Source organism: Pyxidicoccus trucidator (assembly GCF_010894435.1).
GTDB classification, from domain to species: Bacteria; Myxococcota; Myxococcia; order Myxococcales; family Myxococcaceae; genus Myxococcus; species Myxococcus trucidator.
In genome coordinates, this window is the sequence record NZ_JAAIXZ010000012.1 from 59,407 (window position 1) to 86,405 (window position 26,999).

21 protein-coding genes and 1 pseudogene are annotated in these 26,999 nt (G+C 69.2%); 11 read left to right on the plus strand and 11 right to left on the minus strand.

The annotated features are described in order from the left end of the window. Positions 1 to 14: 14 nt before the first annotated feature. The 4 genes from G4D85_RS29925 to G4D85_RS29940 all read left to right on the plus strand — a co-directional run bounded on the left by G4D85_RS29925 (position 15) and on the right by G4D85_RS29940 (position 8,949). Positions 15 to 1,082 carry an ADYC domain-containing protein gene (locus tag G4D85_RS29925; protein WP_164017449.1) on the plus strand — a complete coding sequence of 356 codons (1,068 nt, stop codon included), beginning with the start codon at positions 15 to 17 and terminating at the stop codon, positions 1,080 to 1,082. An 86-nt stretch (positions 1,083 to 1,168) separates the two neighbouring features. After that, positions 1,169 to 4,501, plus strand: a complete 3,333-nt coding sequence (locus tag G4D85_RS29930; RefSeq protein ID WP_240359576.1) for a CHAT domain-containing tetratricopeptide repeat protein — start codon at positions 1,169 to 1,171, stop codon at positions 4,499 to 4,501. Positions 4,502 to 4,690: 189 nt separating this feature from the next. After that, positions 4,691 to 5,725 (plus strand): ADYC domain-containing protein, encoded by a 1,035-nt coding sequence (locus tag G4D85_RS29935; protein ID WP_164017450.1) that lies wholly within the window; start codon positions 4,691 to 4,693, stop codon positions 5,723 to 5,725. A gap of 170 nt (positions 5,726 to 5,895) precedes the next feature. Then, on the plus strand, positions 5,896 to 8,949 hold the full coding sequence (locus G4D85_RS29940; RefSeq protein WP_164017451.1) for a CHAT domain-containing tetratricopeptide repeat protein: 3,054 nt from the start codon (positions 5,896 to 5,898) through the stop codon (positions 8,947 to 8,949). Positions 8,950 to 8,970: 21 nt separating this feature from the next. Here G4D85_RS29940 and G4D85_RS29945 read toward each other — a convergent pair whose 3' ends face one another. From G4D85_RS29945 to G4D85_RS29960, 4 genes are all read right to left on the minus strand, one after another. After that, positions 8,971 to 9,474 carry a DUF4240 domain-containing protein gene (locus tag G4D85_RS29945; RefSeq protein ID WP_164017452.1) on the minus strand — a complete coding sequence of 168 codons (504 nt, stop codon included), beginning with the start codon at positions 9,472 to 9,474 and terminating at the stop codon, positions 8,971 to 8,973. A 21-nt stretch (positions 9,475 to 9,495) separates the two neighbouring features. Continuing rightward, positions 9,496 to 10,083 carry an NYN domain-containing protein gene (locus G4D85_RS29950; protein ID WP_164017453.1) on the minus strand — a complete coding sequence of 196 codons (588 nt, stop codon included), beginning with the start codon at positions 10,081 to 10,083 and terminating at the stop codon, positions 9,496 to 9,498. 158 nt (positions 10,084 to 10,241) lie between these two features. After that, positions 10,242 to 11,741, minus strand: a complete 1,500-nt coding sequence (locus G4D85_RS29955) for an ATP-binding protein (RefSeq protein WP_164017454.1) — start codon at positions 11,739 to 11,741, stop codon at positions 10,242 to 10,244. Next, on the minus strand, positions 11,738 to 12,463 hold the full coding sequence (locus G4D85_RS29960; RefSeq protein ID WP_164017455.1) for a GTP-binding protein: 726 nt from the start codon (positions 12,461 to 12,463) through the stop codon (positions 11,738 to 11,740). Before G4D85_RS29960 ends, G4D85_RS29955 begins: the two co-directional genes overlap by 4 nt. A 290-nt stretch (positions 12,464 to 12,753) precedes the next feature. Here G4D85_RS29960 and G4D85_RS29965 point away from each other — a divergent pair, with 290 nt between their 5' ends. From G4D85_RS29965 to G4D85_RS29975, 3 genes are all read left to right on the plus strand, one after another. Next, positions 12,754 to 13,290 carry a GNAT family N-acetyltransferase gene (locus tag G4D85_RS29965; protein WP_164017456.1) on the plus strand — a complete coding sequence of 179 codons (537 nt, stop codon included), beginning with the start codon at positions 12,754 to 12,756 and terminating at the stop codon, positions 13,288 to 13,290. A 304-nt stretch (positions 13,291 to 13,594) separates the two neighbouring features. Beyond that, positions 13,595 to 15,289, plus strand: a complete 1,695-nt coding sequence (locus G4D85_RS29970) for a type IV pilus twitching motility protein PilT (protein WP_164017457.1) — start codon at positions 13,595 to 13,597, stop codon at positions 15,287 to 15,289. A gap of 1 nt (position 15,290) precedes the next feature. Next, the gene (locus G4D85_RS29975; RefSeq protein WP_164017458.1) at positions 15,291 to 16,400 is read left to right on the plus strand and encodes a type IV pilus twitching motility protein PilT; all 1,110 of its coding nucleotides are present in this window, start codon (positions 15,291 to 15,293) and stop codon (positions 16,398 to 16,400) included. A gap of 29 nt (positions 16,401 to 16,429) precedes the next feature. Here G4D85_RS29975 and G4D85_RS29980 read toward each other — a convergent pair whose 3' ends face one another. Both G4D85_RS29980 and G4D85_RS51020 read right to left on the minus strand, forming a co-directional pair. After that, positions 16,430 to 17,002: an imm11 family protein gene (locus tag G4D85_RS29980; RefSeq protein ID WP_164017459.1), complete on the minus strand. Its 573-nt coding sequence runs from the start codon at positions 17,000 to 17,002 to the stop codon at positions 16,430 to 16,432. A gap of 17 nt (positions 17,003 to 17,019) precedes the next feature. Next, positions 17,020 to 17,248, minus strand: a pseudogene (locus tag G4D85_RS51020) (AHH domain-containing protein); the annotation flags it as partial. 155 nt (positions 17,249 to 17,403) lie between these two features. Between G4D85_RS51020 and G4D85_RS29990 the strand changes: the two are divergent. Then, positions 17,404 to 17,802, plus strand: a complete 399-nt coding sequence (locus G4D85_RS29990) for a VOC family protein (protein WP_164017461.1) — start codon at positions 17,404 to 17,406, stop codon at positions 17,800 to 17,802. A 46-nt stretch (positions 17,803 to 17,848) separates the two neighbouring features. Here the strand turns inward: G4D85_RS29990 and G4D85_RS29995 are convergent, their stop codons facing one another. Then, the gene (locus tag G4D85_RS29995; protein WP_164017462.1) at positions 17,849 to 18,298 is read right to left on the minus strand and encodes a DUF4145 domain-containing protein; all 450 of its coding nucleotides are present in this window, start codon (positions 18,296 to 18,298) and stop codon (positions 17,849 to 17,851) included. A gap of 134 nt (positions 18,299 to 18,432) precedes the next feature. Between G4D85_RS29995 and G4D85_RS30000 the strand changes: the two genes are divergently transcribed. Then, positions 18,433 to 21,201 carry a hypothetical protein gene (locus G4D85_RS30000; RefSeq protein WP_164017463.1) on the plus strand — a complete coding sequence of 923 codons (2,769 nt, stop codon included), beginning with the start codon at positions 18,433 to 18,435 and terminating at the stop codon, positions 21,199 to 21,201. 57 nt (positions 21,202 to 21,258) lie between these two features. Here the strand turns inward: G4D85_RS30000 and G4D85_RS30005 are convergent, their stop codons facing one another. Continuing rightward, positions 21,259 to 22,083 carry an SDR family NAD(P)-dependent oxidoreductase gene (locus G4D85_RS30005; protein ID WP_164017464.1) on the minus strand — a complete coding sequence of 275 codons (825 nt, stop codon included), beginning with the start codon at positions 22,081 to 22,083 and terminating at the stop codon, positions 21,259 to 21,261. Positions 22,084 to 22,246: 163 nt separating this feature from the next. Here G4D85_RS30005 and G4D85_RS30010 point away from each other — a divergent pair, with 163 nt between their 5' ends. Then, complete coding sequence (locus tag G4D85_RS30010) at positions 22,247 to 22,810, plus strand: regulatory protein RecX (RefSeq protein WP_164017465.1); 564 nt, start codon at positions 22,247 to 22,249, stop codon at positions 22,808 to 22,810. A gap of 309 nt (positions 22,811 to 23,119) precedes the next feature. Then, on the plus strand, positions 23,120 to 24,304 hold the full coding sequence (locus tag G4D85_RS30015; protein WP_205525780.1) for a cytochrome P450: 1,185 nt from the start codon (positions 23,120 to 23,122) through the stop codon (positions 24,302 to 24,304). Positions 24,305 to 24,385: 81 nt separating this feature from the next. On the opposite strand, the gene G4D85_RS30020 is transcribed toward G4D85_RS30015, so the two are convergent. From G4D85_RS30020 to G4D85_RS30030, 3 genes are all read right to left on the minus strand, one after another. Continuing rightward, positions 24,386 to 25,567 (minus strand): esterase/lipase family protein, encoded by a 1,182-nt coding sequence (locus G4D85_RS30020; RefSeq protein WP_164017467.1) that lies wholly within the window; start codon positions 25,565 to 25,567, stop codon positions 24,386 to 24,388. Positions 25,568 to 25,716: 149 nt separating this feature from the next. After that, positions 25,717 to 26,298: a hypothetical protein gene (locus tag G4D85_RS30025; RefSeq protein ID WP_164017468.1), complete on the minus strand. Its 582-nt coding sequence runs from the start codon at positions 26,296 to 26,298 to the stop codon at positions 25,717 to 25,719. A gap of 73 nt (positions 26,299 to 26,371) precedes the next feature. Then, a complete protein-coding gene (locus G4D85_RS30030) occupies positions 26,372 to 26,986 on the minus strand; it encodes an RNA polymerase sigma factor (protein WP_164017469.1) in 615 nt (204 codons plus the stop codon). Positions 26,987 to 26,999 lie beyond the last annotated feature (13 nt).

The window sequence follows — 26,999 nt, forward strand, 5'->3', positions numbered from 1 at the left end:
GGAGAGGTACGTCGATGAACGCGCTGAAGAAGTCCCTGCTCACCTTCGTGTGCCTGCTGCTCTGCCCGCCGGTGTTCGCAGCCGCCCCGGCGCCCCTCCCCACCGCCAAGGGTCGGACAGGCCGTGTTGGCACCACGACAGCGGTCCTCGACCGGTACGCACTCCGGTGCCAGGGGCGGGCGCCCCAGCGAGATGTCAGGACCCAGAGCACGGCGTTGTGGGGCACGAAGCTGACCTGGGACCCAGAGCAGGTGACGGACGAGCGGCGCAGCGTGCTCGCGTCCATTGACGGCGAGGCGGTGCGGAAGGCCGCGGCCGGGGTGAAGGCGCTGCGGCTGGAGGAGGGTCGGCTGGTGGTCTGGCCCGAGTCCTCCAGTGACGTCGTCGGCACGGTGCTCCAGGGAACGGACACCGAGAACAACCCGGTGGAGGTCGCCATCTGCGGCGCCGAGCCCTCGGCCGACGACCCCTCGGTGGAGTGGTACCGCATCGAGGCCTGGAACGCGGTGGCCCAGGAGTGGGAGAACCCGTGCCAGGCCAACGCCCTTGCACACTCGCCCCGGGCATTGGCGGTGAGCGGAGTCTGGGACATCACCGGGGCGCGTCAGGATGTGCCGGGCCGGGTGACACTGGCCTGTGAGACTGGCGCCATCAGCAAGTGCGTGAACTGGGGGTACAAGCCGTGGGCCGAGCGTGATGGGAAGTCGCTGGCGGACCTGCACCAGGCGTGCACGCGGATGGCGCGCGCGGACTACTGCGGCAATGGCCGGAGCCACACGCTGAACGGCACCGACATCGACATGTACGACGCCTTCGGCATGCTCAAGCGGACGACACACGCTTCGTCGAGTTGGAACCCGGCGCATGCTTCGTTTGAAGCGGCGTGGGCTCCGGACGGCGCGGCCTGCCTGGCGCGGACCCGGTATGGACAGACGCTGGAGTCCATCATGCGGGAGTGCCCCGGCCGCTTCCGCACGGACGGCGCGGTGGACTTCGAAGACGGCGACCGCTGCGTGGTGCGACGCGAGAACGTGACTCCCGGGACGGTGCTGCTGCGCAACCGTTCCTACGGGAAGCACTGAGACATCGTCACCGAGGCACAACATGAGGGACCCGCGAGGAACTCTCGGGTCCCTGGTCCGTCATTTCAATCATTGAGGGGGCACACATGAGGAGCGTGCTGGGTTGGACGATGGTCGTCGTCCTGTGCTGTGCGCCGCGTGTTGCGGCGGCCGAGGAGGCAACGGATGCGCGGTTGCTGGAAGCCAAGACGGCATTCGATGAGGCAGCCAAGCTTCGAAAGGCTGACCAGATCGCTGAAGCCATTCTACAAAGCGAGCGCGCACTCACGCTGCGAGAGGCAGCGCTCGGCGCCTCGCATCCAGAGGTGGCCACCTCTCTTAATCAATTGGGTGGCCTTTATCGGCGAAAGAGGGACATGTCACGGGTGGAGCCTCTCCTTCAACGCGCTCTTGCCATTCGGGAAGCAGCCCTCGGCCAGAATCATCTCGACGTCGCCGACTCGCTCACCAGCCTTGCTTGGCTCTATTCCTCCCAAGAACTGCATGCGCGCGCCGAGCCGCTATTTGAGCGCGCGCTTGCCATTCGAGAGGCACTCCTAGGTCAGAACCATCCCGACGTCGCTGCTGCGCTCGACCACCTCGCCTCGCTCTATGCCTTCCAGGGTCTGCATGCACGCGCCGAACCACTATTTGAGCGCGCACTCGCCATTCGGGAAGCCCTTCCAGGCCAGAACCATTCCAGCATCGCTGCCTCGCTCACCAGCCTCGCCTTGGTCTACTCCTCCCGGGGGCAGCGTGCTCGTGCCAGGCCACTATATGAGCGCGCACTCGCCATTCAGGAAGCCTCCCTGGGCAAGAACCATCCCGACGTCGCTGCCGCGCTCGACCACCTCGCCTCGTTCTATAATTTCCAAGGGCTGCATGCCCGCGCCGAGCCGCTGTATGAGCGCGCGCTCGCCATTCAAGAAGCTACACTGGGCAAGAACCATCCCGATGTCGTCGACTCACTCACAAACCTTGCTCGGGCCTACTTCTTCCAAGGGCTGCATGCTCGCGCCGAGCCACTGTTTGAGCGCGCGCTCGCCATTCAAGAAGCCACACTGGGCAAGAACCATCCCGACGTCGCCGACTCGCTCAACAACCTCTCCTCGCTCTACATCAACCAGCGACTGCTTGCTCGCGCCAAGCCGCTGATTGAGCGCACGCTCATAATTTGGGAAGCGCTCGGAAAACATTCCAGTGTTGCTGCGTCACTCGACAGCCTTGCCCGAATCTACATCAACGAGGGGTTGCACACTCGGGCCGAGCAACTGATGAAGCGCGCGCTCGCCATTCGAGAGGCGACTCTGGGCAAGGACCATCCCGACGTCGCCGACTCGCTCATCAGCCTCGCCGGGCTCTACGACGCGCAGGGGCTCTCCGCTCGCGCAGTGGCTTTGCAGGAGCGCGCGCTCGCAATCTGTGAAGCTGATCATGGTAAAAACGACATCAGTACAGCCAACTCAAGCACCAACCTCGCTAGCCTCTACTTCCACCAGGGCGCCTACGCCCGGGCCGAGACATTGGAGAAGCGCGCTATCTCCATTTGGGAGTCTTCCCCCAACAGGTATTATCCCCTCGGTATAGATTCGCTCTACAGCAGCCTTGCGCGGAGCCAACTTGCTCAGCACCGGCTTGACGAGGCCGTTCCACTTCTGACACACGCATTCGCACTTTCCGAAGAACGCCTGCGACAGGAATCGCTCGACTTCTCTGAATCACGCTTGGAGAGATTCCTCCGGCGTCTCCGCTATGACGAGGAATACATCTATGCCATTGCCCGCGCGCATCCCGACAACGTCGGCGTGCAGCGACTGGCCCTCTCCTCCGTGCTGCTGCGCAAGGGCCGCTCCGTCGAGCAGATTGCCGACACCTCTCGCACTGTCTATCGCAGTCTCGGCCCTCAGGACCGTGACACCTTCGAACGACTGCGCGGCCTGCGCACTCAACTAGCCCAACTTTCTCTCAAGGGTCCAGGCTCACTTACCCCCGCTGACTACCAGCAGCGCATGAAGATCCTTGCCGACCAGGGTGACGCGCTCGAGGCTGATCTTGCCAGGCGCTCCGCGCCCCTGCGTGCACTGACCACGTTGCCGTCCCCCAGCGAGATCGTTGAGCGCGTTGCCGCCACCCTCCCTCCAGACGGCGCCCTCATTGAGTTCATCGCCTACGCGGACCGCCCCCTTGTCCAAAGCCGGCTGGTACGCCTGCCACAACATCCTTCCCAGCTTCGCTATCTCGCACTGATTCTCTTCCCGGATTCGAGCATCCGCATTCTCGACCTCGGCCCCGCGGACCGCATCGACCGTGCTGCCTCGAAGCTACGCAATGCCCTGGCCCGCCGTGACGCCGACTACCATCGTCCCGCACAGGATCTCTACGACCTCGCCTTCCGGCCCCTCCTGCCGCTCCTCGGTGATGCCCGCCGCATATTCCTGGCTCCGGATGGCCAGCTCGGCCTCATTCCCTTCGACACGCTCCATGATGGCGAGCGATTCCTCACCGAGGCCTTCGACTTCTCCTACCTCACCTCCGGGAAAGACCTGCTGCCTCGGCCCCAGGGACTCTCTTCGGCGCAATCCGTGGTCGTCTTCGCCGACCCTGCCTTCGAAGCTCGGCTGGACACAACCTCATCAACAACCAGCAATACCCCCTCCGACGTCCAGCGTTCCCCTGCCGTCGAGCGCTTCTTCTCGACACTGCGGAAACGCTGGGCCGGTGAACCCTGGACGCCGCTGCCCGGCACTCGCCAGGAAGCCGCGGCCATCCAGCGTCTTCTCCCTCAGGCGCAACTTTTTCTCGGCGCCGAAGCCACGAAGCAGCGACTCCTCCAGCTCATCACGCCAGGCATCCTCCACATCGCCGCCCACGGCTTCTTTCTGGATGACGCCGCAGCCACACCGGACGCCCGTGCCGTCGGCCACTTTGGCGGCCAGGGTCGCGGCACTCCGGCTTCGGTCCCAGCCGACCCGCTGCTCCGCTCCGGCCTCGTCCTCGCGGGTGCCCAGGCCCCCACGACGAGCGACTCCGGCACGTCCAACACCCAGGCCGAAAACTCCATGGTCACCGCCCTCGAGTTCGCGGGCCTCAACCTCTGGGGCACCCAGCTCGTCGTCCTGTCCGCCTGCGATACGGGCCGTGGCGACGTGAGGCTCGGTCAGGGCGTCTACGGCCTGCGCCGCGCCTTCATCATCGCGGGCGCGGAAACGGTGGTGATGAGCCTGTGGAAGGTGAACGACGACATCACCCGCCTGTTGATGGAAGACTATTACCGTCACTTGCTGGCTGGCCAAGGCCGGGCCGAAGCCCTACGCGACGCGATGCGGACCCTGCGCCAGACCCACCCGCATCCCTACTATTGGGCGCCCTTCATTGCACTGGGCCGTGACGCGCCGCTGCAATCGCTCACACCCGCCCCTGCGGAACAGCCCGGCCAGTAGCCGCGGCGCCTCTCGCCTTCATGGAATGCCCCGCAATGGGGCATTCGCACCCGTCGAGGCAGCAGGGCCCATTCCGGTCCGCGACTCCGGGGCACGTAAGTATTTCTGCATAACTCTGAGTCTCAGGCGCTCTTCACCGCTGAAGGCACCGGCCCCCAGCCGGTCGCTCATCTTCTGAGAGGTTCATCCATGAACGCGCTGAAGAAGTCCCTGTTCGCCTCCGTCTGCGTATTCCTCACCGCCCCCGCATCCGCCGCGAATCCGCCCGCCTCTTCGCATGGCTCGAAGTCGACCCGAGACCGCTACGCGCGCAGGTGTCAGGGCCTGTCCGCCGAGCGCGGCCTCATTCCCCAGGGCACGCTCCTCTGGGGCACGAAACGCTCCTGGGACGCAGCGCAGAAGACGGACGAGCGGCGCAGCGTGCTCGTCTCGGTCGACAGCGACCACGTGCGCGAGGCGGACGCCAACGTGAAGTCCGTACGTCCGCGGGGAGGCAGGCTGGTGGCCTGGCCCGATGCATCCCGGAGCCTCGTGGGCACGGTACTGCAGGGCACGTCCGGTGACGGCAAGCCGGTGGAAGTCGCCATCTGCGGCGCCGAGCCCGCCCATGAGGACCCCGAGGTGATGTGGTACCGCATCGAGGCCTGGAACCCCGTGGCGCGCGAGTGGGAGAACCCGTGCCTGGCCAACGGAGCCGTCCAGGACCCTCGGGCAATGGCCGTTCGCGGAGTCTGGGACTCCAGCGGGGCACACCAGGATGCGCCGGGCAAGCTGACGCTGGCGTGCGAGACGGGCGCCATCAGCAAGTGCATCTACTGGGGCTACAAGCCCTGGGAGCAGCGTAACGGCCAGTCCCTGGCCGACCTGCACCAGGCCTGCACGCGCATGGTGCGCGCCGACTACTGCGGCAACGGCCGCAGCCACACGCCCGAGCACACCCTCATCGACATGTACGACGTGCTCGGCGTGCTCTCGCGGATGACGGAGTCCACGGCGGCCTGGAACACCGCACGGGCCTCGTTCGAAGCGGCGTGGGCGCCGGACGGAGCCTCCTGCCTCGCCCGCACGCGCGACGGGCAGGACATGGAGAGCATCCTCCAGGAGTGCCCCGGCCGCTTCCGCACGGACGCGGCGGTGGATTTCGGCGACGGGGACCGGTGCACCGTGCGGCGCGACGGCGCGAGCACTGCGGTGTTGCGCAACCGCTCGTACGAACATCCCTGAGCTCCCTCCTCCACCACATGCGTCACACGCGCCTGGGTGTGAACTCCGTGACAGCGCCACTGTTCGGCGGGACGTAAGAAAGTCCCAGAGCCACCGTCCCTCTTGTGAGCAGACGACCCGCGGTGGCTTGCGGCCCCCCGGTCGCGAACCGGCTCACGGAGTGGTGACCTATGTGTCGAGTGCTCGGAGGGACGCTGGTCGTCGTCCTGTGCTGTCTGGCGGGATGGCCGACTGTCGAAGCACCCGTGGATGCACGACTGCTGGAGGCACGGGCCGCTTTCGACGAAGCAGCATGGCACCAGAGAGACGGGAGCTACGCCGACGCCATCCCCAGGAGCGAGCACGCGCTCGCGCTCCGGGAGGCGGTGCTCGGACCGAAGCACCCGGAGGTGGCCACCAGCCTGGACCAGCTGGGCACCCTCCTCGTGGAGCGCGGAGACACCGTGCGCGCGGGCGTCCTCCTGCAGCGTGCGCTCGACATCCGGGAAGCGGCGCCAGGGACGAACCCTCTGGACGTGGCCCGCTCACTCGGCAACCTCGCGGTCTTCCATGGCGACCGGCGCCACTACGGCCACGCCGAGTCACTGCATCGACGCGCCCTCGCCATCCAGGAGGCCGCGCTCGGACGGGAGCACCCGGAGGTGGCGCGAACACTCAAGAACCTCGCGCTCGTTCACGCTGACCAGGGCTTCCATGCCCGCGCCGAGCCGCTGTTCGAGCACGCGCTCCGCATTCAAGAGGCGGCGCTCGGGCGGAACCACCCTGAAGTGGCCCGAACGCTCCACAGCCTCGCCCGGCTCTACTCAGTCCAGGGACTGAGCGCCCAGGCCGAGCCGCTGTATGAGAGCGCGCGCCGCATCCAGGAGGAGAAGCTCGGCAGGGAGCATCCCGATGTGGCGCGGACGCTCAGCAACCTCGCGCGGCTCTACTCCAGCCAGGGCTTTGACGCCCGGGCAGAGGCGCTGCACCTGCGTGCGCTCCACATCCTGAAGAAGTCTCTCGGGCAGGATGCTCCCGAAGTCGCGTGGTCGCTCAACAACCTCGCCAACATCTACTCCCGCCGGGGGCTGTACGCCCGCGCCGAGCCGCTGCACCTGGGCGCGCTTGCCATCATGGAGAAGGCGCTCGGCGAGAAGCATCCTGACCTGGCCTGCGCGCTCAACAACCTCGCCCTCTTCTATTCGAGCCAGGGCTTCTACTCCTGGGCCGAGCCGCTGCTCACGCGCGCACTGACCCTCCAGGAAACGGCGCTCGGGACACGTCATCAGGACGTGGCGAAGGCGCTCAACAACCTCGCGCGCCTCTACCTCGACCAGGGGTTGAACGACCGGGCCGAGCCGCTGCTCACGCGCGCACTGGACATCCTGGAAGCAGCCCCCGGCGCGAGTCATTCCGAGGTGGCCCGGTCGACGCTCAGCAACCTGGGCTGGCTCCGCGTCGACCAGCACCGACTCGCGGAGGGCGTGTCCCTCCTCAGCGAGGCGTTCGCCATCTCCGAGCGACGCCTGCGCCAGGAAGCGCTGAGCATCTCCGAGTCGCGCCTCTCCAGCTTGCTCCAGCAGCTCCGGACGGAGGAGGAGCGCCTCTACTCCCTGCTCCGGGCGCACCCGGAGGATGCCGGCGTGCGGCGGCTGGTCCTCAGCGCCGTACTGCTGCGCAAGGGCCGCTCGGCCGAGGAGCTCGCGGACCTCTCCCGCACCATCTACCGGGACCTGGGAGAGAAGGACCGAGAGACCTTCGAGCAACTGCGCGACGTGCGCGCCCGGTTCGCCGAGCTCTCGCACGAAGGCCCTGGCACGCTGTCACCCGCCGACCACCGGCGGCGGCTGAAGGAGCTGGCCGAGCAGGGTGACGCGCTCGACGCGGAGCTGGCCCAGCGCTCCGCGCCCCTGCGCGCGCTCACCGCCCTGCCGCCTCCGGAGCAGATTGTCGACCGGGTCGCCGCCGCGCTTCCTTCCGGCGGCGTGCTGGTCGAGCTGGTGGCCTGGCTGGACCAACCCTTGGGCCCCGTGGCCGGCACGCGCGAGTCCCAGGGCCTTCACCGGGTCCACTACCTGGCCCTGGTGCTCTTCCTCGATGGGAGCATCCGCGCCGTCGACCTCGGCACCGCGTCGCGCATCGACCGGGCCGCGAAGAACCTGCGCGCGGCCCTGGCCCGCCGCGACAGTGGCTACAAGCGCTCCGCGCAGGCGCTGTACGCACTTGCCTTCCAGCCGCTGCTTCCGCTCCTGGGCAAGGCCCGGCGCGTCTACCTGGCGCCGGATGGCCAGCTCGGCCTCGTTCCCTTCGCGACGCTCCACGACGGCCAGCGCTCCCTCCTCGACTCCTTCGAGCTCTCCTACCTCACCTCCGGCAAGGACCTGCTGCCTCGCGCCGACGGCGTCTCCCCGGCTCGCTCCGTCATCGTCCTCGCGGACCCCGACCTCACCTCCCCGCTGGCCGCGTCCCAGGTGAAGACTTCCTCCAGCACGTCGCGCTCCACGGGCCTCGAGCGCTTCCTCGACACGCGGGGTGCCAGCGTGGCCAACCCGTCCTGGGTGCCGCTGCCGGGCACCCGACAGGAAGCCGAGGCCCTCCAGCGCCTGATGCCCCAGGCACAGCTCTTCCTCGGGAAGGAAGCCACGAGGGAACGACTGCTCGGAATCACCACGCCCGGCGTCCTGCACATCGCCGCCCACGGCTACTTCGAGGAGGATGCCACCCCGGTCAGCGGCTCGCGCGCGGTCGGCCACTTCGGTGGCTTCAATGGAGGCAAGTGGCCTCTGCCGCAGGCGGACCCGCTGCTCCGCTCCGGCCTCGTGCTCGCGGGTGCCCGCGCGCCGACGCCGCCTGGGGCTGCCAGGTCACAAGCCAACCGCTCGCTGGTCACCGCCCTGGAGCTCTCGGGGCTCAACCTGTGGGGCACGCAGCTCGTCGTCCTGTCCGCCTGTGACACCGGCCGTGGCGACGTGAAGCTCGGCCAGGGCATCTACGGCCTGCGCCGTGCCTTCATCGTCGCGGGCGCGGAGACGGTGGTGACGAGCCTGTGGAAGGTGAACGACGACAGCACCCGCCTGTTCATGGAGGAGTACTACCGCTTCCTGCTGGCCGGCAGGGGCCGCACCGAGGCGCTGAACCTCGCCATGCGCAAGCTGCGTGAGAGTCGGCCCCACCCGTACTACTGGGCGCCCTTCATCGCGCTGGGCCAGGACGGCCCCTTGCAACTGGCCCATCCCAGCCCGTGACTCCCACCACGCGCCTGGGCGCTATCCGAACTTCGCTGACAGCCGGGGGAACCGCTCGGGCAGCTCCTCCTCCTCCCACTCCTCGCCCCGAGGCTCGTCGGAGAGGTCCACCGTCACCGATGGAAGCTCATCCCCCGTCTGCTCCTCGTAGGCCCGGCCCGCGACGTACAGCAGGTCCTCCGACTCCACCTCGTCGTCGGCGTAGTCCACCAGCGAGTCCGGGTCGGCGAGGACGGCCTCGAACACCTTCTTCCCCTGGCCGATGAGCCAGGCGCGGAAGTATTCGAAGCCGTCGTCACTGCACCCGCCATTGAGCACGTACGCCGCGCCCCACAGGTTCCAGTCATAGGAGCGCGCCATCAGCTCGGAGAACAGCCGCTCGAAGTCGAGGAGGTCCGCGGGCGGCTCCCGCATGAGCAGCTCCTCCAGGGCCTCCGCCTGCTCCTGGGCGGAGGCCATGTCGCGCGCGCCACCCGCCGTCGCGCGCGACTCGTCGATGAGCTGCCAGAACCGCTGCTCGTTCACGCTGGCACCTCCTGCCTGAAGCTACAGGAACAGCATCGGCTCGAACTCGTCCACGTTGACGGGGAGCATGCGCGGCAGGGGCCGCTGGAACACACGGGCGTTCAGCTCCAGGTCCAGAATCTTCAGCCCGGAGGGCACGAGGTCCCGGAAGCGCTGGCTCACGTACTCGCGCAGGCCCAGCACGGCCACCTGCCGCTTCTCCTCCAGCATGGGCTTCAGGGCATCCGCGAAGTCCGCGCCGTCATGGCTGGCGAGCACCACCGCCGCCTTCGGCCGCTGCGTGAGGATGTTCTCCAACAGCTTCAGGATGCCCAGGTCCACCACCTTCTGGTCCGGCCGCCCGTAGAGCAGCGCCACCTCGCACCCGGCTGACTTCAGCGCCCGCACGAAGCCAATCATCACGTCGGGCAGCTGCTCGCCCCGGGCGTTGAGCACCACCACGCAGCGCACGGGCGCCGGGAAGTTGGTTTCACAGAAGGCCACCAGGCGGTCGAACTGGACGCGGTCCATGGACTCGGGCTTGCGGCCCAGTACGTTGGACACGGCCCAGTCGATGTTCTCGGCGTCGATGAGTACGTAGGAAGCGGCGGGAGGGCGTCCGGAGAGCATGCCCGGAGGATATGCGGAGGGCCTGTGTCAGGGGAGACTCAGTGAAGCCCCCGGCCTGAAAGCCACGCCCCGGTGTCCCCACCGGACAATCCCCGGCCCGACGCCTCCCGTCACACGCCAGCGGGCCGGAACGAACGTTCCTTCCGGCCCACCCGCCGTCAGAACCGGTCCTGCCCGGGGGGCGTCTCGGGCGCCGGAGCCACGGCCGTGAGGAGGCCATGCTCCGGCAGGGGCGGCCTCAAGGGCAGCACCACCGTGAAGCGCGAGCCCCGGCCGAACTCGCTCTCCACGGACACTCGGCCGCCGTGGCCTTCCACCAGGCTCTTCACAATCGCCAGCCCCAGCCCCGCGCCGCCGTGCTCGCGGGTGGAGCTGCCGTCCACCTGGTAGAAGCTCTGGAAGATGTGCTCGAACTGGTCCGAGCGGATGCCCACGCCCGTGTCCTCCACGAACACGCGGTAGCCCTGCCCGCCCACCTCCGACTGCGCGCCCACCTCGGACATCACCACCGACACCCGGCCCCCGGACGAGGTGAACTTCACCGCGTTGGCCAGCAGGTTCACCATCACCTGCCGCAGCTTGTCCGCGTCCGCCGTCAGCCGGGGCTGGGGCCCGTGCGGCAGCCGCACCTCCACCTCCACGCCCTTGCGCTGCGCCTGCGGCGCCACGCTGGACACCGCCGTCTGGATGACGCCGCCCAGGTCCACCGGCGCAATCACCAGCCGCAGCTTGCCCGCCTCAATCTGGCTCAGGTCCAGGATGGAGGAGATGAGGTTGAGCAGCGACTCGCCCTTCTCCACAATCGTGCGGACGTAGAGCAGCTGCTCCGGGTTGAGCGCCCCGGCCAGCCCCTCGGCCAGCATCTCCGAGTAGCCGATGATGGACGCCAGCGGCGTGCGCAGCTCGTGGCTCACCGTGCCCAGGAAGGTGGACTTCAGCCGGTCCAGCTCCTTCAGCCGCGTGTTGGCCTGCGCGAGCTTCGCGTTGTGCAGCTCCAGCTCGCGGTGCGTCTCCAGCATGGCCTCGATGTGCAGCTGCGTCGTCAGGTACGCCCGCTGCCCGCTCGCCACCAGCGCGCCCAGCACCTGCCCGAAGTGCGTCAGCACCTGCGCCGCCGTGCGCTCGGGCGCTCTCCGCACCCGGGCCATCAGCTCGTGCGCCCGCGCCAGGTCCACCCCCTGGATGTCCGTCAGCGAGGGCGGCAGGTCGTGCAGCTCCTCCGGCGTGAAGGGCCCCAGGATGACCCGGCCCAGCGGGTCCCCCTCCCAGCGCACCGGCATCACCAGGTAGCGCAGGCCGGTGAAGCACGGCAGCGCGATGATGCCCGCGTCGTCCGTGCCCTCGCCCACCGCCGTGCGCGCCCCATGCACCGGCGCCACCGGACCGTCCTTCACCCGGGCCACCGTGGCCGTGCAGCGCGCGCGCCCGTCCGGGAAGGAGAAGACGTAGGAGCAGAAGTCGCCGTGCCCCACCTTCACGTCCGCCAGCTTGGTGCCCCGCGTGTCCAGCACCTTGATGCCCACGCGGTACAGCTCGCTGAAGCTCCTCACCACCTCCGTGAAGGAGGCCACATCCAGCATGTCCCCCAGCGACAGCCGCCGCTGGAGCACCGACTCGCGGCGCGGGGTGCCCTCCGGAGGCCCGCTCGTGGCGCTCATCGCGCGCCCCCGCTGCCGCTGCGCTCGCCGCCGGCGGGCTCGCCGTAGCGCGCCTCCAGCGCGGTGCCCGTGACGTCCATCCGCCGGAATATCTGCCCCAGGAACTCTTCCTCGGTCAGCCCCACGTTGCGCGCCAGGTGGGCGCGCGTGTCCAGCCGTCGGTAGGCCGCCTGCGCCACCGCGTGGAAGGTCTCCAGCACTCCAATTCCCTTGAGCGCCACCGCCCCCACCACCGCCTCGCCTCCCCGCTTGCGCGCGGCCTCCATCTCCTCGTCCGTCCGGGCATCCGGCAAATCCCGCTTGTTGAACTGGATGATGACGGGCACCTGGTCGACGTCCAGGCCGTTCTCCTTCATGTTCTCCTGCAGGTTGCGCCAGTAGGAATTGTTGTCCGCGGTGGCGCTCCGCCGGCTGTCGGCGATGAAGGCCACCGCGTCAGCGCCCTGGAGCACGATGCGGCGCGTTGCGTTGTGGATGACCTGGCCGGGCACGGTGAACAGCTTCACCTTCACCTTGAAGCCGGAGGAGGTGGAGAAGAAGACGGGCAGCAGGTCGAAGAAGAGGGTGCGGTCGTCATGGGTCTCCACGGTGAGCAGGCGACCTCGGACTTCCGCGGAGGCGCGGGCATGGAGATGGCGCAGGTTCGTCGTCTTCCCGCTCAGCCCGGGCCCGTAGTAGACGATCTTGAGCGTCAGCTCTCGCTGGGCGTGGTTGAGTTGCAAGGGGGGAGCTCGGGCGGACCTGGTCGGGGTCGGGAGTCTCTCATCTCCCGCACACGACTCTGGTTTTTATAGTGGGAAGCTGCCCCGCGCGGAAGGCCGGTTGCATTCCGAGCGTGGAAGCAGGGCTCATTCCTGGAATGGGCTGGACGCATGGAAGGTTTGGCGGGGTCCGGCGCCTCACAGTTGGGGAAGGCAGTCTCCTCACTTGAGAGGACAATGTGCGCGGAATCACTGCGTGCACGGGTGCCGGGGGAGCGGTTAGGATCGCAGCGCGACGGAGGAGCAAGGCGATGACGATGAAGCAGGTGGACCCGGGCGTGGAGATGGCCCCAGCGCCGGTGCTGGATGTGGCGGGCCTGCCGAACGACCTGATGACGGCGGTGAAGTTCTCCTTGCCCACCGACGAGGACATGACCGCGGTGGCGGCGCTTCGCGCCGGCTCCGAGCCTTGGAAGGGCCGGGGCGAGACGCAGGAGGACAGCCTCAAGGCCCTGGCCCAGCTCAAGCCCTATGTGCATGTGGCGAAGCTGCAGAACCAGCTGGTCGGCTATGTGACGGTGGAGCGTGACGGCCCGGTTCCGGGCGCGGCGTACCTCCGCAACATCGTCGTCAAGCCCGAGCTGCGCCGGAAGGGCCTGGGCAAGGTGCTGCTGGAGCAGGCGCTCAAGGCGGCGCGGGACATGTACCGGAAGACCATCGCCCTCCGAGTGGACCCGTCCAACTCGGCCGCGGTGAGCTTCTACCGCAGGGAAGGCTTCACCACCGTGGCCACGGTGGTCTCCAAGAAGTCCGGCAAGCTCCGGCTCCTGATGTCCCGCGAGCTGTAGCCGCAACCGCTGTCCCCGGGCGGGAGGTCGCTCCTCCCGCCCCCCGCTCCGCGCGGGCCCTCCCCCTACCGGGCCCCGGAGCACGCCTCATCCCCTCAGAGTCGGAAAATCCCATTTCCGGACCCGGCCCCCCGGGCGGCGAGCGTCGCCGCCGGGCGGGAGCCTGCCTGGACGCAGTGCGTGGGAGCAGCCCCGCCCGGACGAGGGGGCGGGCATCGCCGGCCGGTGACGCGCTTTCGGGGGATTGTCGACTATCCTGCGGCCCCCCGCGCCCCGCGCCCGTCGCGGTCTGAACCGACACCGCATGAAACCCCTTGCTGAGCTGTTGCGGCACCTGTCGCGCCCCGGAGTCACGGAGCTGACCCTGGCGACCGGCCGCCCGCCGATGATCCGTGGGAGCAGCGGCTACGAGCCGGTGGACCCCGCGGCCGTGACGACGGAAGACGTCACCCGCGCGCTCCAGGCCATGGTGGGCCTCGCCCGCGCCTCCACCGTCGCGGAGGCGCCGGTGCAGTGGTCCGTCAACGCCACCGGCATTGGGGCGCTCTCCATCGCCGCCATGCGCCGGGGCGAGCTGCTCCACCTGCGCCTCACCCGCGCCGACGCCATGCCCGCCGCCGCGCCCGCCCCGCAGGCCGCCGCCCCGGCCCCGCAGGCCGCCGCCCCGGCAGCTCCACCCGCGGCGGCGCGTGCGCCCGTGGCCCCGGCGCCTTCCGCGCCCGCCGTCCGAGCGGCTCCGGTAGCGGCCCCCGTAGCGGCTCCGGTGCAGGCCCCCGCCCGCGCGCCAGAGCCCGCGCCCGTGGCCCGTCCCTCCGTATCCGTCATGCCGCGCGCGTCGACGGGCGTGTGGCGGGAGCTGGCGGGACTGCTCGAGGAGGCCCGGCGTCTGTCGGCCAGCGACGTCCACGTGGTGGCCGGCCGCCCCACCCTCTTCCGCCTCGCGGGAGACCTGGTGCCCCAGGGTGAGGTGCTGGCCCCGGAACGGGTGGAGGGGCTGCTGCTCCCCGTGGTGCCGGAGCGGCTGCGCGAGGTGCTGGAGCGGGAGGGCAGCTGCGACTTCTCGCTGGAGTCCCCGGAGATGGGGCGCTTCCGCGTCAACGTGTGCCGCCAGCGCACGGGCTTCAAGGGCACCTTCCGCGTGATTGGCCGCGAGGTGCCCACGCTGGAGTCGCTGGGCCTGCCCCCGGAAATCGCCAAGGCGACGCACCACCACCAGGGCCTCATCGTCATCACCGGTCCGTCCGGCCACGGCAAGACGAGCACGCTGGCGGCGCTGGTGGACCTCATCAACCGCGAGACGACGCACCACGTGCTCACCGTGGAGGACCCGGTGGAGTACGTCCACCCGCGCAAGAAGGCCCTCATCAGCCAGCGCGAGGTGGGCTCGCACACGAAGACGTTCGCCAGCGCGCTCAAGGGCAGCCTCCGCGAGGACCCGGACGTCATCGTCGTGGGCGAGCTGCGCGACACGGAGACGGTGCGCATGGCGCTGGCGGCCAGCGAGACGGGCCACCTGCTCATCAGCACCATGAACACGCCGAGCGCGGCGAAGACCATCGACCGGCTCATCGACCTCTTCCCGCCGGGAGACCAGCAGCAGGTGCGCCTGTCGCTGTCCAGCGGCCTGCGCCTCATCGTCAGCCAGCGGCTGATGCCGGGCGCGGACGGCAAGGGCATGGTGGCGGCGGCCGAGGTGCTCCCGGGCTCGGTGGCCCTGGGCAACCTCATCCGCGACAACAAGACGTACCAGATTCCCTCGCTCCAGCAGCGCGGCAAGAGCCTGGGCATCATCCGCTTCGAGGACTCGCTGGCGGACCTGGTGCGCTCCAACCGGGTGAAGCTGGAGGTGGCCAAGGGCTTCGCGGACAACCCGGACGAGCTGGAGGCCGTCGTCACCGGCAAGCGGCCCGGCCAGACGGTGGTCGCACCCGACACGCAGCAGGACAGCGCGCGGCTGCTGAGCAAGATGGGCTCGCTGATGGGCAGGAAGGGCTCCTGAGATGAACACCCAACCCCGGATTTCCACCCTCTTCGACGCCCTGCTGCAGCAGAAGGGCAGCGACCTGCACCTGAGCGTGGGCTACCCGCCCCTGGGCCGCATCCGAGGCGAGTTGGTGCCGCTGCACGAGCTGCCCCTCACCCAGGCGGACATGGAGTCGCTGCTCTTCGAGCTCATCAACCCCGAGCAGAAGCGGCAGATTGTCGAGGACCTGGACCTGGACTTCGCCTACGGCTACGGCACCAAGGCCCGCTTCCGCGCCAACTACTTCAACAAGATGTCGGGCCTGGCGGCCGTCTTCCGCACCATTCCCAGCAAGGTGCTGTCGCTGGAGGACCTCAAGACGCCGGAGGTGGTGCGCAAGCTGGCGGACCGGCGCAGCGGGCTGGTGCTGGTGACGGGCCCCACCGGCAGCGGCAAGTCCACGACGCTGGCGGCGATGATCAACTACATCAACCACACGCGCCCGGCGCACGTGCTGACGATTGAGGACCCGGTGGAGTTCGTCCACGAGTCCCAGAAGTCACAGGTGACGCACCGCGAGGTGGGCCCGCATGCGTCCAGCTTCGCCACGGCCATCCGCTCGGCGGGCCGCGAGGACCCGAACGTCATCCTCATCGGCGAGCTCCGCACCAACGAGACGATGAAGCTGGCGCTCCAGCTGGCGAGCTTCGGCGTGCTGGTGTTCGCCACGGTGCACACCAACAGCGCGCCGGCGACCATCGACCGCATCATCAACGCCTTCCCCGCCGACGAGCAGGCGCAGGTGCGCGGCATGCTGGCGGAGAGCCTCGCCGGCATCGTCGCCCAGCAGCTCATCAAGACGGCGGACGGCAAGGGCCGCGTGGCGGCGCTCGAAATCCTGGTGGGCGGCAGCGCGATTGCTTCCATGATTCGCGAGGGCAAGGTGTTCCAGATTGCGTCCAAGATGCAGGCCGGCCAGGGCCAGGGCATGCAGACGCTGGACATGCACCTGGAGCGGCTGGTGAAGGACAACGTGATTACGCCCGAGGCCGCGCTGGAGAAGGCGTCGGACAAGGAGAACCTCGCCAAGGTCATCTCCCGGCTCAAGCCCGAGTGGGAGGTGCCGGACTCGCTGAAGTCGCTCTGAGCGAAGGTCCGGCCCCGCGCCTGGCGGGGCTACACCTCCGTGAAGGTCGCCCCCGTGGTCTTCGCGCGCTCCAGGGCCACCTTGATGTCCTCGGAGACGATGAGGGCCAGGTTCCAACCCCTGGTGCGAAACACCTTGGCTTCGCCTGGCTTCGTGGGGTCGATGCGCAGCCCGCTGACGGACTTGTAGTCGCCGACGCGCTCGGGTTGCCCGTGCTCCGGCTTCCAGTAGCGCACCTCCTCGGAGGCCGCGTCGTCGATGCAGCGGATGAGCTTCGTGGCCACCAGGATGAGGTACTGGTCCGGCTCGCCCTGGACGTCCACCGGGATGAACTGCACGTCGTCGGGCGCCAGCTCCGAGAAGATGGGTGCTATCCGGACATGGACGATGGGCGCAACGCCGACGCCCGCGGTGCAGAAGTCCAACCGTCTCCCAGGTTCGTCGACGGGTATCGTCAGACGACCATCGACGCGAACGGGCCGCCCCGCCCTGAAGACAAAGGGGTCGTCCACCTCCCGGCCCTGCGCGTCCATGGGGTCTCCCAGATCCCAGTTCCCAGCTTGCATGTCCTCTTTGAGCCTGAAGTAGCGCAGCTTCGGCATGATGGCCGTCCTCTCTACCTCACTTGCTCCGGGTCGTTGCGGAAGGGCCGCACGTCCCGAGCCAGCTCCACCAGCGCTTCCTCGAACTTCCTCGTCGGCGAGTTAGACCGCTTCCAGCTCCGCGCCACCCGCCTCGTACGGAGTGACGACGAGGGAGTCGTAGCTGGTGTCCAGCCGCACGACGCGAAAGGTGGAGCAGCCCCCCACCAACAGCAGGAGCAGCGGCAAGGCCCATCGAAGCATCATTGGCAGTCCCCGGCATGAGCACCGCCAACCGACGGGCCTCACGCTGGAAGTACCAGCAACGCCTGACAAGCCACTCTCCGCTTACGCACCTGTCCGTGGTGGAGCTTCACCTCCATGGGTAGACCAGTAGAGTGCGCCGCCGGAGGAGCACGCACATGAGCGAGTCGCACAAGCCGGCGTTGGGCAGCGTGGGCTGGATGGACCTCACGGTGAAGGACGCCGTGGCGGTGAAGGACTTCTACCGCGACGTGGTGGGCTGGACGGCGACCGGCCTGGACATGGGCGGGTACGAAGACTTCATCATGACTCCGGCCGGCAGCGAGACGCCCGCGGGAGGCGTGTGCCACGCGCGAGGCTCGAACGAGGACATGCCGTCCGGGTGGGTGGTCTACATCACCGTGGAGAACCTGGACCGCAGCCTGGAGCGCGTCACCGCCATGGGCGGCAAGGTCCGAGGCAAGGTGCGCTCCGCCGGAGGCATGGGCCGCTTCTGCGTCATCGAAGACCCGGCCGGTGCGGTGTCCGCCCTGTTCGAGTCGGCGAAGAAGGAGTGACGGCTCACGGCCCTGTCCCAGCAGGAGGGGGCCGCAGCGCCCGGAGTCAGCCCCCCGGCGTCGGCGAGGGACGAAGGATGCTCCGCAAGGAGTTCACGTCCTCCTCGGGCAGATATGCAGTCCGGAGCACGCCCTCGAGGATGCGCGCCAGCGTGCGGGCACCCTTCTGGTCAAGGTTCAGACGTTTGTGCACGGCCGCGTTGCCCACCTTCACGGCGAGCTCGAGCCGCTCGCGGTCTCGCTTGCTGATGATGCCGTGCGTGTAGAGGGCTTGCAGCGCTTGGGCGAACGGGCCTGTCTCTCCGAGGAGATCCTGAGCCACCCGCCCCACCAACGTGCGGGTGCCATGCGCCACTAGCGTGAAGCTCCCCGCCTCCAACGACTGACAGACCTCCCTCCAGAATGTGCGGGTGGGCTCCGGAAGCTGCGAGAGCCACGCCGCGGCATCACCGCCGGGCTGGGAGAAGCCACTGTCCTTCGGGCCGTCTGAGCGCATGTTCGAGACCTCCTGTGAATTGGACGCCACGAAAGATACGCGCATGCCATTCCCTCTTCCAACTCATCGTCGATTGAGGTTCAATTGAAAATACTGGAGCAGCACCCCGCCGTCGACAACGGGAGGTAGGAGACATGGGTTGGCTCAAGGACCGGATGGAGGACCTGAAGCCCCGGGTGACCAGCATGAGCGCGCTGGCGGAGCGCGTTTGCGAGGCCCGCGCCTGGCCTCGCTCGGAGAAGCTCAAGCCCAACTCGCTCGCCACCTACCTCGGCCGGCTGGACGAGGGCGAGGAGCTGTCACGGCTCGAGGAGCGCCCCTTCATGCTCAAGGCCCTGGCCGAGGTCCTGGGGATGACGGCGGAGGACATGGAGGAGCAGCTCGTCCGGCTTCGCGCCCCCAAGCCCCAAGCTGACTTCCGGTTCAAGCTGCGCGATGTCCCCCTGCGCCCCATCGACCTGAGCCGGGAGCCACCGCCCCCCGGACTTCCTGACGAGGTGTTGTCCCCGGACCACTGGCCCTTGTGGTGGCACGCCCCCACCGGCTCGGGGCGAACCCTGGCTGGCCAGTGGGTCGCCGCGCGAGGGCTGGCCACGTTCATCCAGGCAGCGACCTGGGCCGAGGCCGAGCGTCAGCTTCCGAAGAGAGGCGCCGTCTTCCTTGAGCTTGGCTCGGCTGAAGGCGCTCCCATCCACGTCGACCCGGTCGCTGGCCTGAAGCTCTGTGTGGCCAGCGAAGCCCATCCGCCCGAGCCACCGCCCCGCGCCCCCAGCGAGACACAACTCCTGGCCAGGGCCTGGCCCCTGGCAGAACTCCAGCCGCAGGCCGAGCCTGAGCCCCAAACCAAGCTCACGCAGCCGGCAGTCATCCCCTGGCCTCTCGTGGAGAACCCCCGCGTCAGCACCTGGCTCGGACCGCTGATGGCTTGGCTGGAGGAGCGGGCCACGGGTGATGGGCTCGACACGAAGTCCTGTCTGGATTGGCTCGAGTCGCTCACCGGGACGTCCGGCATCCTCTCCGAGGAAGACACCCTCGATACGGCCCTGGGTCTCATCGGGCTCTTCGCCACCTATACCCGGAAGGAAGGCGCTCCCGGGCCGCTGAAAAAGGCCCAGAGCCTGGCGGACCTGGCCCGGCTCCTCCTGCGCATGCGCCGCCAGCAGTTCGAGGAGGTCGACCTCAAGGCGGACGTGCTTTGGGATCGCCTGCGGGGGATGAGCAAGCGCTTGCTGCTGGAAGCCGAGGAGCCCTGGTTCGAGGCACGACCTCTGGATGACTGGCAGGCGCTCGCAGTCAGCCAGCCCGATGGCGGCGACCTCGACTGGCTTGGCGCGCTCGCGCCGCATGGACTCAAGGTGGACCCTGCCGCCCTGGCCAAGGCTCGCGAGAAGCTTCCCCCCGAAGCTTTCCGGACGGTGCGGGCCCTGCGCGCACTCGGACTGCTGCGCGAGAAGCAGCCCCGGCAGTTCGCCCTTTCCCCGCTCTGGGTGCTGCAAGGGATGCTGGAGCAGGCCCTGCAAGAGCTCGTCACCGGGGAAGCGCCCGCGGTGTGGGGCAAGGTCCTGCTCCAGCAGGAGTGGGCGGACTCCGCGGTACAGCACCTGCTGGAGCGTGGCCGGCGCGGAGACTTCACGGCCATGCGCGCACTCATGGGCAGTCCCGAGCCCTCATCGCCCGCCTGGGTTGCCGCGTTCGAAGCCTCATTCCGGGTGCTCGGGCTGGTATCGCTGGAGGGCGTGGAACTCCCGGACGAGCTCCGCCTGGGCATGCTCCGGCTCCAGAGGAAGCTGCTTGTCCCCACCCATGACGGCGCGCCGCAGCCGCGGCTCACCCATGACAACCCCTACGCCCGGGAGGAGTACCTCCTCGACGCCAGCAGTTGGTATGCCGCCCTGCTGGCGCTCGTCGAGCCCGTGCCAACCTCGGAGGACGTCTCCTTCGAGTCCTGGTGCCGGGGGCTGTCGCCTGACAACGTGAGATGGCTGTTCTTCATGGCGACCTCCTTTCGGACGGAGGAACGAAAACACCAGCTGGAGCCGTGGAAGCTGCCCCTCCTGCTGCTCGGAGGCCGGCTGCTCGACAGGTTGCCCCCGCCGTCCTCTCCCCTGCCTCGTCCTCCGGACGTGCTCCAACCGGAGCGCCTGCTCCGACTGCTCCAGCAGGACACGCCATCCCTCAAGGAAATCGACGAGTCCGTCTACTGGGACGAGCTGGCGGATGCCCTCCCGGACTACGCACGGGCACGAGGCCTGGACTGGAAACAGCTCGCCCGGAAGATATGGAACCTCTGGCTCACAACGGATGGCGCGGAGCTTCCCCAGTGTCTCTGGCCTCAACAGGAGCATGCCGAGGTCTTCTGGAGAGCACTCCCCGCCGAGGCACTCTCCGTGCTCATCCGCAAGCGCCGCTGGATGCTACAGAAGGAGGAGAAGGTCTTCTCCTTCTTCGACACGTCACACTGGGACGCCTTCGTCGACGTCTGGATTGAGCTTGCCTCTCAGCGGCAATCCACGTGGAGGTCGGACCCTCCCCGCTTCGCCTGGGCATCGATTCCACCTGGACACGTCCGCCGGGCGCTGCGTGCCGGGCTGCCCGACCCCTATGACCACGATACCCGGCGGGCGCTCTGGCAGCGGATGCCAGACGTGTTGTGCGAGGAGATTGAGGCTCTCTTCAAAAAGGGGCTCTGGGACTGGGCCCTGACGCAGGCCTGGGGCGTTCCGCCCGCGTACTTCCCGCGAGTGCTGTCCAGCGCCGAGGCCGCGGTCGCCCAGGCGGGGCTTCCCCCGCCACCTTCAGCCCTCGCCCGCTGGCTCCGTGAGGAAGTCGGCCGGCGCGTCCCGGATTGGCAACGCGCCTGGGCCCTGCTGGAGCGCCTCCTGCCCACGACGAAACCGGGCTGATGTTGGCGGTGCGCCATCGCTGGGGCGAGGCCACGTTCGGGGACACAGAGAGGTGGCTCACGAGTCGTGGGACGCCTTGGGGTCCTTCTCCGACATATGACGGTGCATCGCCGTCTTCACCGCGTCGGGGAGGACATGGGAGGCGGCGGACATGACCTTGTTGGTCAGCGCGCCCGCGACGACCTTGTCCTTGCCCGCCATGAGGGCCTCGAAGCCCTCCTTCGCCACCTGCGCCGGGTCGTCCTTCTCCTGCCGGCCCACGCGGGTGTCGTCCATGCCCGCGCGGTGGAAGAAGTTCGTCTCCGTGGGGCCCGGCATCAGCGCGGTGACGGTGATGCCCACGTCCTTCAGCTCGTTGCGCAGCGCCTCGGAGAAGGACTGGAGGAACGCCTTGGACGCGCCGTAGACGGCCTCCAGCGGCGCGGGCAGCACGGCGGCGATGGACGAGGTGAAGAGGATGCGTCCCTCGCCCCGGGCCACCATGTCGCGCGTCACGCGCTTGGTGAGGTGGACGGCGGAGGTGATGTTGAGCTGGATGAGGTTGAGCTCGGCCTTCAGGTCCGTCTCGCGCGCGAAGTCACCGCCCACGCCCACGCCCGCGTTGACGGCGAGCACGTCCACCGGACGCCCCAATTCCTGGGCCTTCTTGTAGAGCTGCTCCACGCCTTCATACGTGGCCAGGTCCACCTGGAGGGCCTCCACGCGCGCGCCGTCCTTCGACAGCTCCGTCCGGGACTGGTGGATGCCGTCGTCCTCGGCCGCGATGAGCACGTCGAAGCCGTTCTGGACGAACTGCCTCGCCAGCTCGAGGCCGATGCCGCTGGAAGCGCCGGTGACGAGGGCCAGGGGACGGGTATCGGGGTTCGTCTTCTTCTTTGCCATGGCACTCATGGGTGGGGACGGCCCTCTCCCGGCGGAAGGGCGGCAGTCCCGTCCGGGAGGCGGGCGAGCAAGCGGGACGCACGCCTGCTCGCGCGCCCTGAAGTCCCCAGCACGTTGGAACCCGTGCTTCAGACCGTCAGACCTGGGTGGTAGACCCGGCCTCATGGACGAGTCGCGGGAGGAACAGGACAGGAAGCCGCCGCGTCCGCGGAAGCCGCCCCGCAAGGTGTCTCCGAAGTATCTGGAGAACGCCGCCCTGCACTACCTGAAGCGGTACGCGGCCACGCAGAGCCAGCTCCAGCGCGTGTTGCTGCGCCGGGTGGACAAGTCCCTCAAGTTCCATGGCGGGGACCGCGCGGAGGCGCTCGGCTGGATGACGGCGCTCATGGAGAAGCTCGTCCGCAACGGGTACCTCAACGACGAGGCCTACGCGCGGATGAAGGCCACGTCCCTGCGGGCCTCGGGCCGCAGCTCCCGGATGATTACCCAGAAGCTCCGGATGAAGGGCGTCGCCGCGGAAGTCGTGGCCCGGAAGGTGGCCGACGCCACGTCCGAGGTCTCCGACGAGGAGGCCGCGCGCATCTGGGCGAGGAAGAAGCGCCTCGGCCCGTTCCGGAAGAACCTCCAGACGCGCGAGGAGAACCGGCAGCGAGACCTCGCCTCCCTCGCGCGGGCGGGGTTCTCCTTCGGCATCGCGAAGAAGATCATCGACTCGGACCCGGCGTAGCACCCTCCACATGGGCCGCGGTCCAGGGGCCACGAGGCCCGGGACGTCGCGCGCACGGGAGCGGACGGAACGCTCATTCCGCACATCGGTTGCACGAAACCGCGGCGCGGCCCCGGGCGGCCCGGAAGTGGAATGAACGTTCCTTCCAGGCGACTGCCGCCCGGAGGCGTGAGGCTCATACAAAGCGCCCGCACAGCCAGCCGTCCCCGCATCGTCCGTATCCACCACGGAGGCCCGCTGTCCCACCGGGCCCGCGCTTCCGCCGTGGCCCCAGGCCCATCCGCGGCGGCCATCACCACGGAGACACCGTTGCAGACGTACGACCTGTTCGCCCCCACCACCGACGCCGAGCGCCTGGACCTGTACGCACGCATGCGCGGCGAGCCCGGCCTCTGCCGCATCGCGCCCTTCGGAGCCTACGCCGCCGCCCGCTACGAGGACGTGCGCGCGATTCAGAAGGACGCACAGCGCTTCTCGTCCGAGGCGCTCGCGGTGTCGGCCGCGCCTCCGTGGCTCGGGCCCAACCCGGTGGCGCAGTCGCTCGTCACCAGAGACCCGCCGCGCCACACGCAGCTTCGCGCGCTGGTGAACCGGGCCTTCGGCCCCTCGGGCATGGCGCGGCTGGAGGCGCAGGTGCGCCGCGAGGCGGAGACGCTGGCCGAGGCCGCCGTCCGTCAGCGCGAGGTGGACTTCGTGGACGCCCTCTCCTTCGTGCTGCCGCGCAACATCATCGGCCGCATGCTCGGCCTGGAGCCGTCCACCTTCACCGAGTTCAAGCGCTGGTCGGTGAACATGGGCCTCATCAGCTCCGCCGTGCCCGAGCAGCACCAGGGCATCCGAGACACGGTGAAGGAGATGGAGGCCTACCTCGGGGACGTCATCGCCGCGCGCCGCCGTCAGCCCGGGGACGACATGGTGAGCGACCTGGTCCGCGCGGAGGTGGAGGGCCAGCAGCTCACCGACGCGGAGGTCCTCTCGTTCCTCTTCCTGCTGCTGCCCGCGGGCATGGAGACGACGGCGCAGCTCATCGGCAACGCGGCCATCCTCCTGGCCCGATTCCCCGAGCACCTGGAGCACGCGCGGGCGGACAAGGCGCACATCGTCCGCTTCCTCGAGGAGGTGCTCCGCTACGAGCCCCCCGCCCAGTTCGCCTTCCGCGTCGCCGTGACGGACGTGGAGCTCTCCGGCACGAAGGTGCCCGCGGGCAGTCTCGTCATGGGACTGGTGGCAAGCGCCAACCGCGACGAGCGCGTGTTCGAGCAGCCGGACCGCTTCCTCCCCGGCCGAGACAAGGGCACCCAGCACCTCTCCTTTGGCCATGGCATCCACTTCTGCCTCGGCGCACAACTCGCCCGCATGGAGGCCCGGCTCGCGCTGGAGGCACTCGTCCCCCGCATCCGCGCGGTGGAGCTCCGCTCCCCGGACATCCAGTGGCTCCCCGGCCTCACCATCCACGGGCCCCGGACGCTCCCGGTGGACCTCATCCCGGTCTGACGTCGGAAGCTCTCCGGTCCTCCCGCTCACGGTGAGGCCAGGAGCACCGTCACCGCGTCCGTGGGCGGCGAGGGCACCCCGTCACGGCGCGGGCCGCCCGAGGAACCGGGCGATGGCCTCGAGTACGTCGTCGTCGGACATCAGCGCGACGTGCTCGGCACGGCTGTCCACGCGCTCGAACGGGAGGGGCAGCGCGGGCACGGCGCTCGTGGCGAGCACGGAGCCATCCCCATCGGCCTTCACCTCGTCGTCCAGGTCGAGGCCGCCGTCCTTCATCCGGAACCCGCTCGTGGTGGACCGCCCCGTGCCGACGACGACGAGCGTCTGGAAGGGAGGCGGCGGCAGTCCCTCACGCGGCGACAGCGCCTCGGCGAGCGCGCGGCGGGCCTCCAGCATGCGGGTGAGCTGCTCGCGGTAGGCCGTGTCCTCGCGCAGCGGAGCCTCCGCGAAGACGCCCCAGCCCCGTGTCCACCACTGCTCCGGAGCATAGGGGTCCAGGGCGACGGGCGCGCCCGCGGCGTCCACCAGGAAGTCGCTACGCCAGGGCAGGAGCTGGAAGGACGAGGCGAAGGTGAAGAGGGCCTCCGCGCGGAGCAGCGCCGTGTTCCGTCCGGTGGTGGTGCCTTCGTGCAGGTCGTCGAAGATGCCCGGAGAGCCCCGGAAGGGCGTGCCCACGAAGACCACGCGCTGGACGTGCGCGGCGCCCGCCCAGGGTTGCGTGCCCGGCCCGGCGCCTCCGTGCAGCAGGCAGTGCAGCGCGACGAGCCCGCCCATGCTGTGGACGACGAGGTTCACCTTGCGCCGTCCCCCGCCCTCGGCCACGAGCTGCTCGATTCGCGCGCACAGCGCTCCGGCGCTCTCCCGGACGTCTCGCCGCCAGTCGTAGCCGAACGTGGTGAAGCCCGGGAGCCGCTCGCGGCCGAACTCCATGGCGGAGCGATACACGTTGATGGAGGCGAGCAGGGGGATGAGGGTGAGCTTGGTCATGGGCCCATCCGGCACCAGGGGCCCGAACCGCTCAGCGGGCCGCTGTCCCGGGAAGGGCAGCGCGAGTGAGCGCTCTCCACGCGTGACCACATCCCCCGGTGAGAACCACGCCCGCGCTGGCTCCGGTCCTTCCGTGAAGAGGAAGCTGCCGCGATAGCCGGGCACCAGGATGGTGACCTCGTCACCGGTGGGCGGCGCCAACCGCACCCGCGCTACGGAGCAGCCCGTGAGGGCGATGGCCACCAGGGCCCAGGCGAAACACCGTCGAAGGAGCATGGGCGCAGCCTCGGGGCAACGCGGGGCCGAGGCAAGCGGCGCCCAGGTGAAGCACCGTCGAAGCAACGTTCTCGGGAGCCTGGGCACAGCCGAACCGAGACAGGCAGCCCGGCCTGGACGCGAGCCCTGAAGCCCGGCGGACCGCTTCGTCACGCGCCCGGCGGCTTCAGCAGCAGGTCTTTCGCTCGCACGAGCGCTTCACGCTGCTCGCGGGCCTGCCGCTGCATGTCCGGTGGGAGGCCCGCCATGCGCGCCGCGTCGTACTCCTGGAGCTGCGCCTCGCACGCGGCCAGGATGACCGACGGGGGCGCATCCGGCCGCACTCCCAGGAGCGCCGCCGCCTTCTCTCGCGCTCCCTTCGCCAGGTCCTCGGGCCGGCCCATGGCCGCCACCAGCCGGGTCTCCTCGCCGCTGGAAACGGACACGCTGAAGCGGCTGGAGATACCCCCTCCACGGACGAGGAGCACCACCCCCGCCAGGCCCAGCAGGCCGGCCGCACCCGCCGCGAGCGGGAAGTGCTGACGGCGCTGGCGCTCCTCGCGCAGGAGCTGGAGGGAGACGAGCGCCTCCTCGGAGTCAGGTTCCCGTCCCTGGGACACCCGGGCGAGCTCGGCCTCCATCATGTCGAGCTGCGAGACGGAATATGCCGAGTAGGAGTTCTTCGCCGCCGTGGCCAGGTACGCGGCGAAGCCCGCGGCGCCCAGCGAGCACAGGAGGAGGAGGATTCGCACGGTGCGCTTCTTAGCAGGCCCGTGGGGCCTCGCGCCTCCCCGCGCCTTCCCGCCGGGCGGGCCACCCGTGCGACTACAGGGTGGAGAGCAGGTGTTCTTCCTCGGCCAGCTCCCGCAGGCGCACCTTGATGCGCTGGAACTGCTGGCGGAGCACGGCCACCCTGCGGCGCAGCTCCTCGGGCGTCATCGGCTCGCTGGAGGGCGCCAGCTCCCTCGCCACCGCTTCCCAGGACAGCCGCCGGTCCAGCCGGAGCGTCAGCAGCGTCTGCTCATAGGGGCCCAGCCGCGAGCGCAGACTCCGGAAGCGCTCCTTGACGGCGGACTGGAGCCAGGGCTGCGTCTGGGAGCGCGCCGCCTGCACCTCCTGCGCGAAGGCGTCCCGGGTCACCGGAATCTCGCGAGCGGCGCCCACCGCGGAGTGGCGGTAGGCCAGGTGGCGCGCGACCTGGTAGGCCCACGTCCGGAAGGAGCTCTGCCACCGGAAGGCAGGCAGGTCCTTCACCAGCAGCTCGCTGAAGTCGCTGAAGGCCTCACGCGTCCGCTCCGGGTCCTTGAGGATGGAGCCCATCAGCCGCAGCAGCTCCGTTCCATAGCCCGCCAGGGCCGTCTCCACGGCACCTCCCACGTCTCCCTGGCGGCACAGCTCGCGGATGAGCTGCTCCAGCGCTTCGCGCTCCCTCGGCTGCATGCCTCCCTCCTGG

Coding starts and splice junctions, on each gene's coding strand:
- G4D85_RS29930 (WP_240359576.1), top strand. CDS start 1,169: ATGAGGAGCGTGCTGGGTTGGACGATGGTCGTCGTCCTGTGCTGTGCG.
- G4D85_RS29975 (WP_164017458.1), top strand. CDS start 15,291: ATGAACACCCAACCCCGGATTTCCACCCTCTTCGACGCCCTGCTGCAG.
- G4D85_RS29925 (WP_164017449.1), top strand. CDS start 15: ATGAACGCGCTGAAGAAGTCCCTGCTCACCTTCGTGTGCCTGCTGCTC.
- G4D85_RS29935 (WP_164017450.1), top strand. CDS start 4,691: ATGAACGCGCTGAAGAAGTCCCTGTTCGCCTCCGTCTGCGTATTCCTC.
- G4D85_RS29955 (WP_164017454.1), bottom strand. CDS start 11,741: ATGAGCGCCACGAGCGGGCCTCCGGAGGGCACCCCGCGCCGCGAGTCG.
- G4D85_RS29995 (WP_164017462.1), bottom strand. CDS start 18,298: ATGCGCTCAGACGGCCCGAAGGACAGTGGCTTCTCCCAGCCCGGCGGT.
- G4D85_RS29950 (WP_164017453.1), bottom strand. CDS start 10,083: ATGCTCTCCGGACGCCCTCCCGCCGCTTCCTACGTACTCATCGACGCC.
- G4D85_RS30010 (WP_164017465.1), top strand. CDS start 22,247: ATGGACGAGTCGCGGGAGGAACAGGACAGGAAGCCGCCGCGTCCGCGG.
- G4D85_RS30020 (WP_164017467.1), bottom strand. CDS start 25,567: ATGCTCCTTCGACGGTGTTTCGCCTGGGCCCTGGTGGCCATCGCCCTC.
- G4D85_RS30030 (WP_164017469.1), bottom strand. CDS start 26,986: ATGCAGCCGAGGGAGCGCGAAGCGCTGGAGCAGCTCATCCGCGAGCTG.
- G4D85_RS29940 (WP_164017451.1), top strand. CDS start 5,896: ATGTGTCGAGTGCTCGGAGGGACGCTGGTCGTCGTCCTGTGCTGTCTG.
- G4D85_RS30005 (WP_164017464.1), bottom strand. CDS start 22,083: ATGGCAAAGAAGAAGACGAACCCCGATACCCGTCCCCTGGCCCTCGTC.
- G4D85_RS29970 (WP_164017457.1), top strand. CDS start 13,595: ATGAAACCCCTTGCTGAGCTGTTGCGGCACCTGTCGCGCCCCGGAGTC.
- G4D85_RS29980 (WP_164017459.1), bottom strand. CDS start 17,002: ATGCCGAAGCTGCGCTACTTCAGGCTCAAAGAGGACATGCAAGCTGGG.
- G4D85_RS29990 (WP_164017461.1), top strand. CDS start 17,404: ATGAGCGAGTCGCACAAGCCGGCGTTGGGCAGCGTGGGCTGGATGGAC.
- G4D85_RS30000 (WP_164017463.1), top strand. CDS start 18,433: ATGGGTTGGCTCAAGGACCGGATGGAGGACCTGAAGCCCCGGGTGACC.
- G4D85_RS29965 (WP_164017456.1), top strand. CDS start 12,754: ATGACGATGAAGCAGGTGGACCCGGGCGTGGAGATGGCCCCAGCGCCG.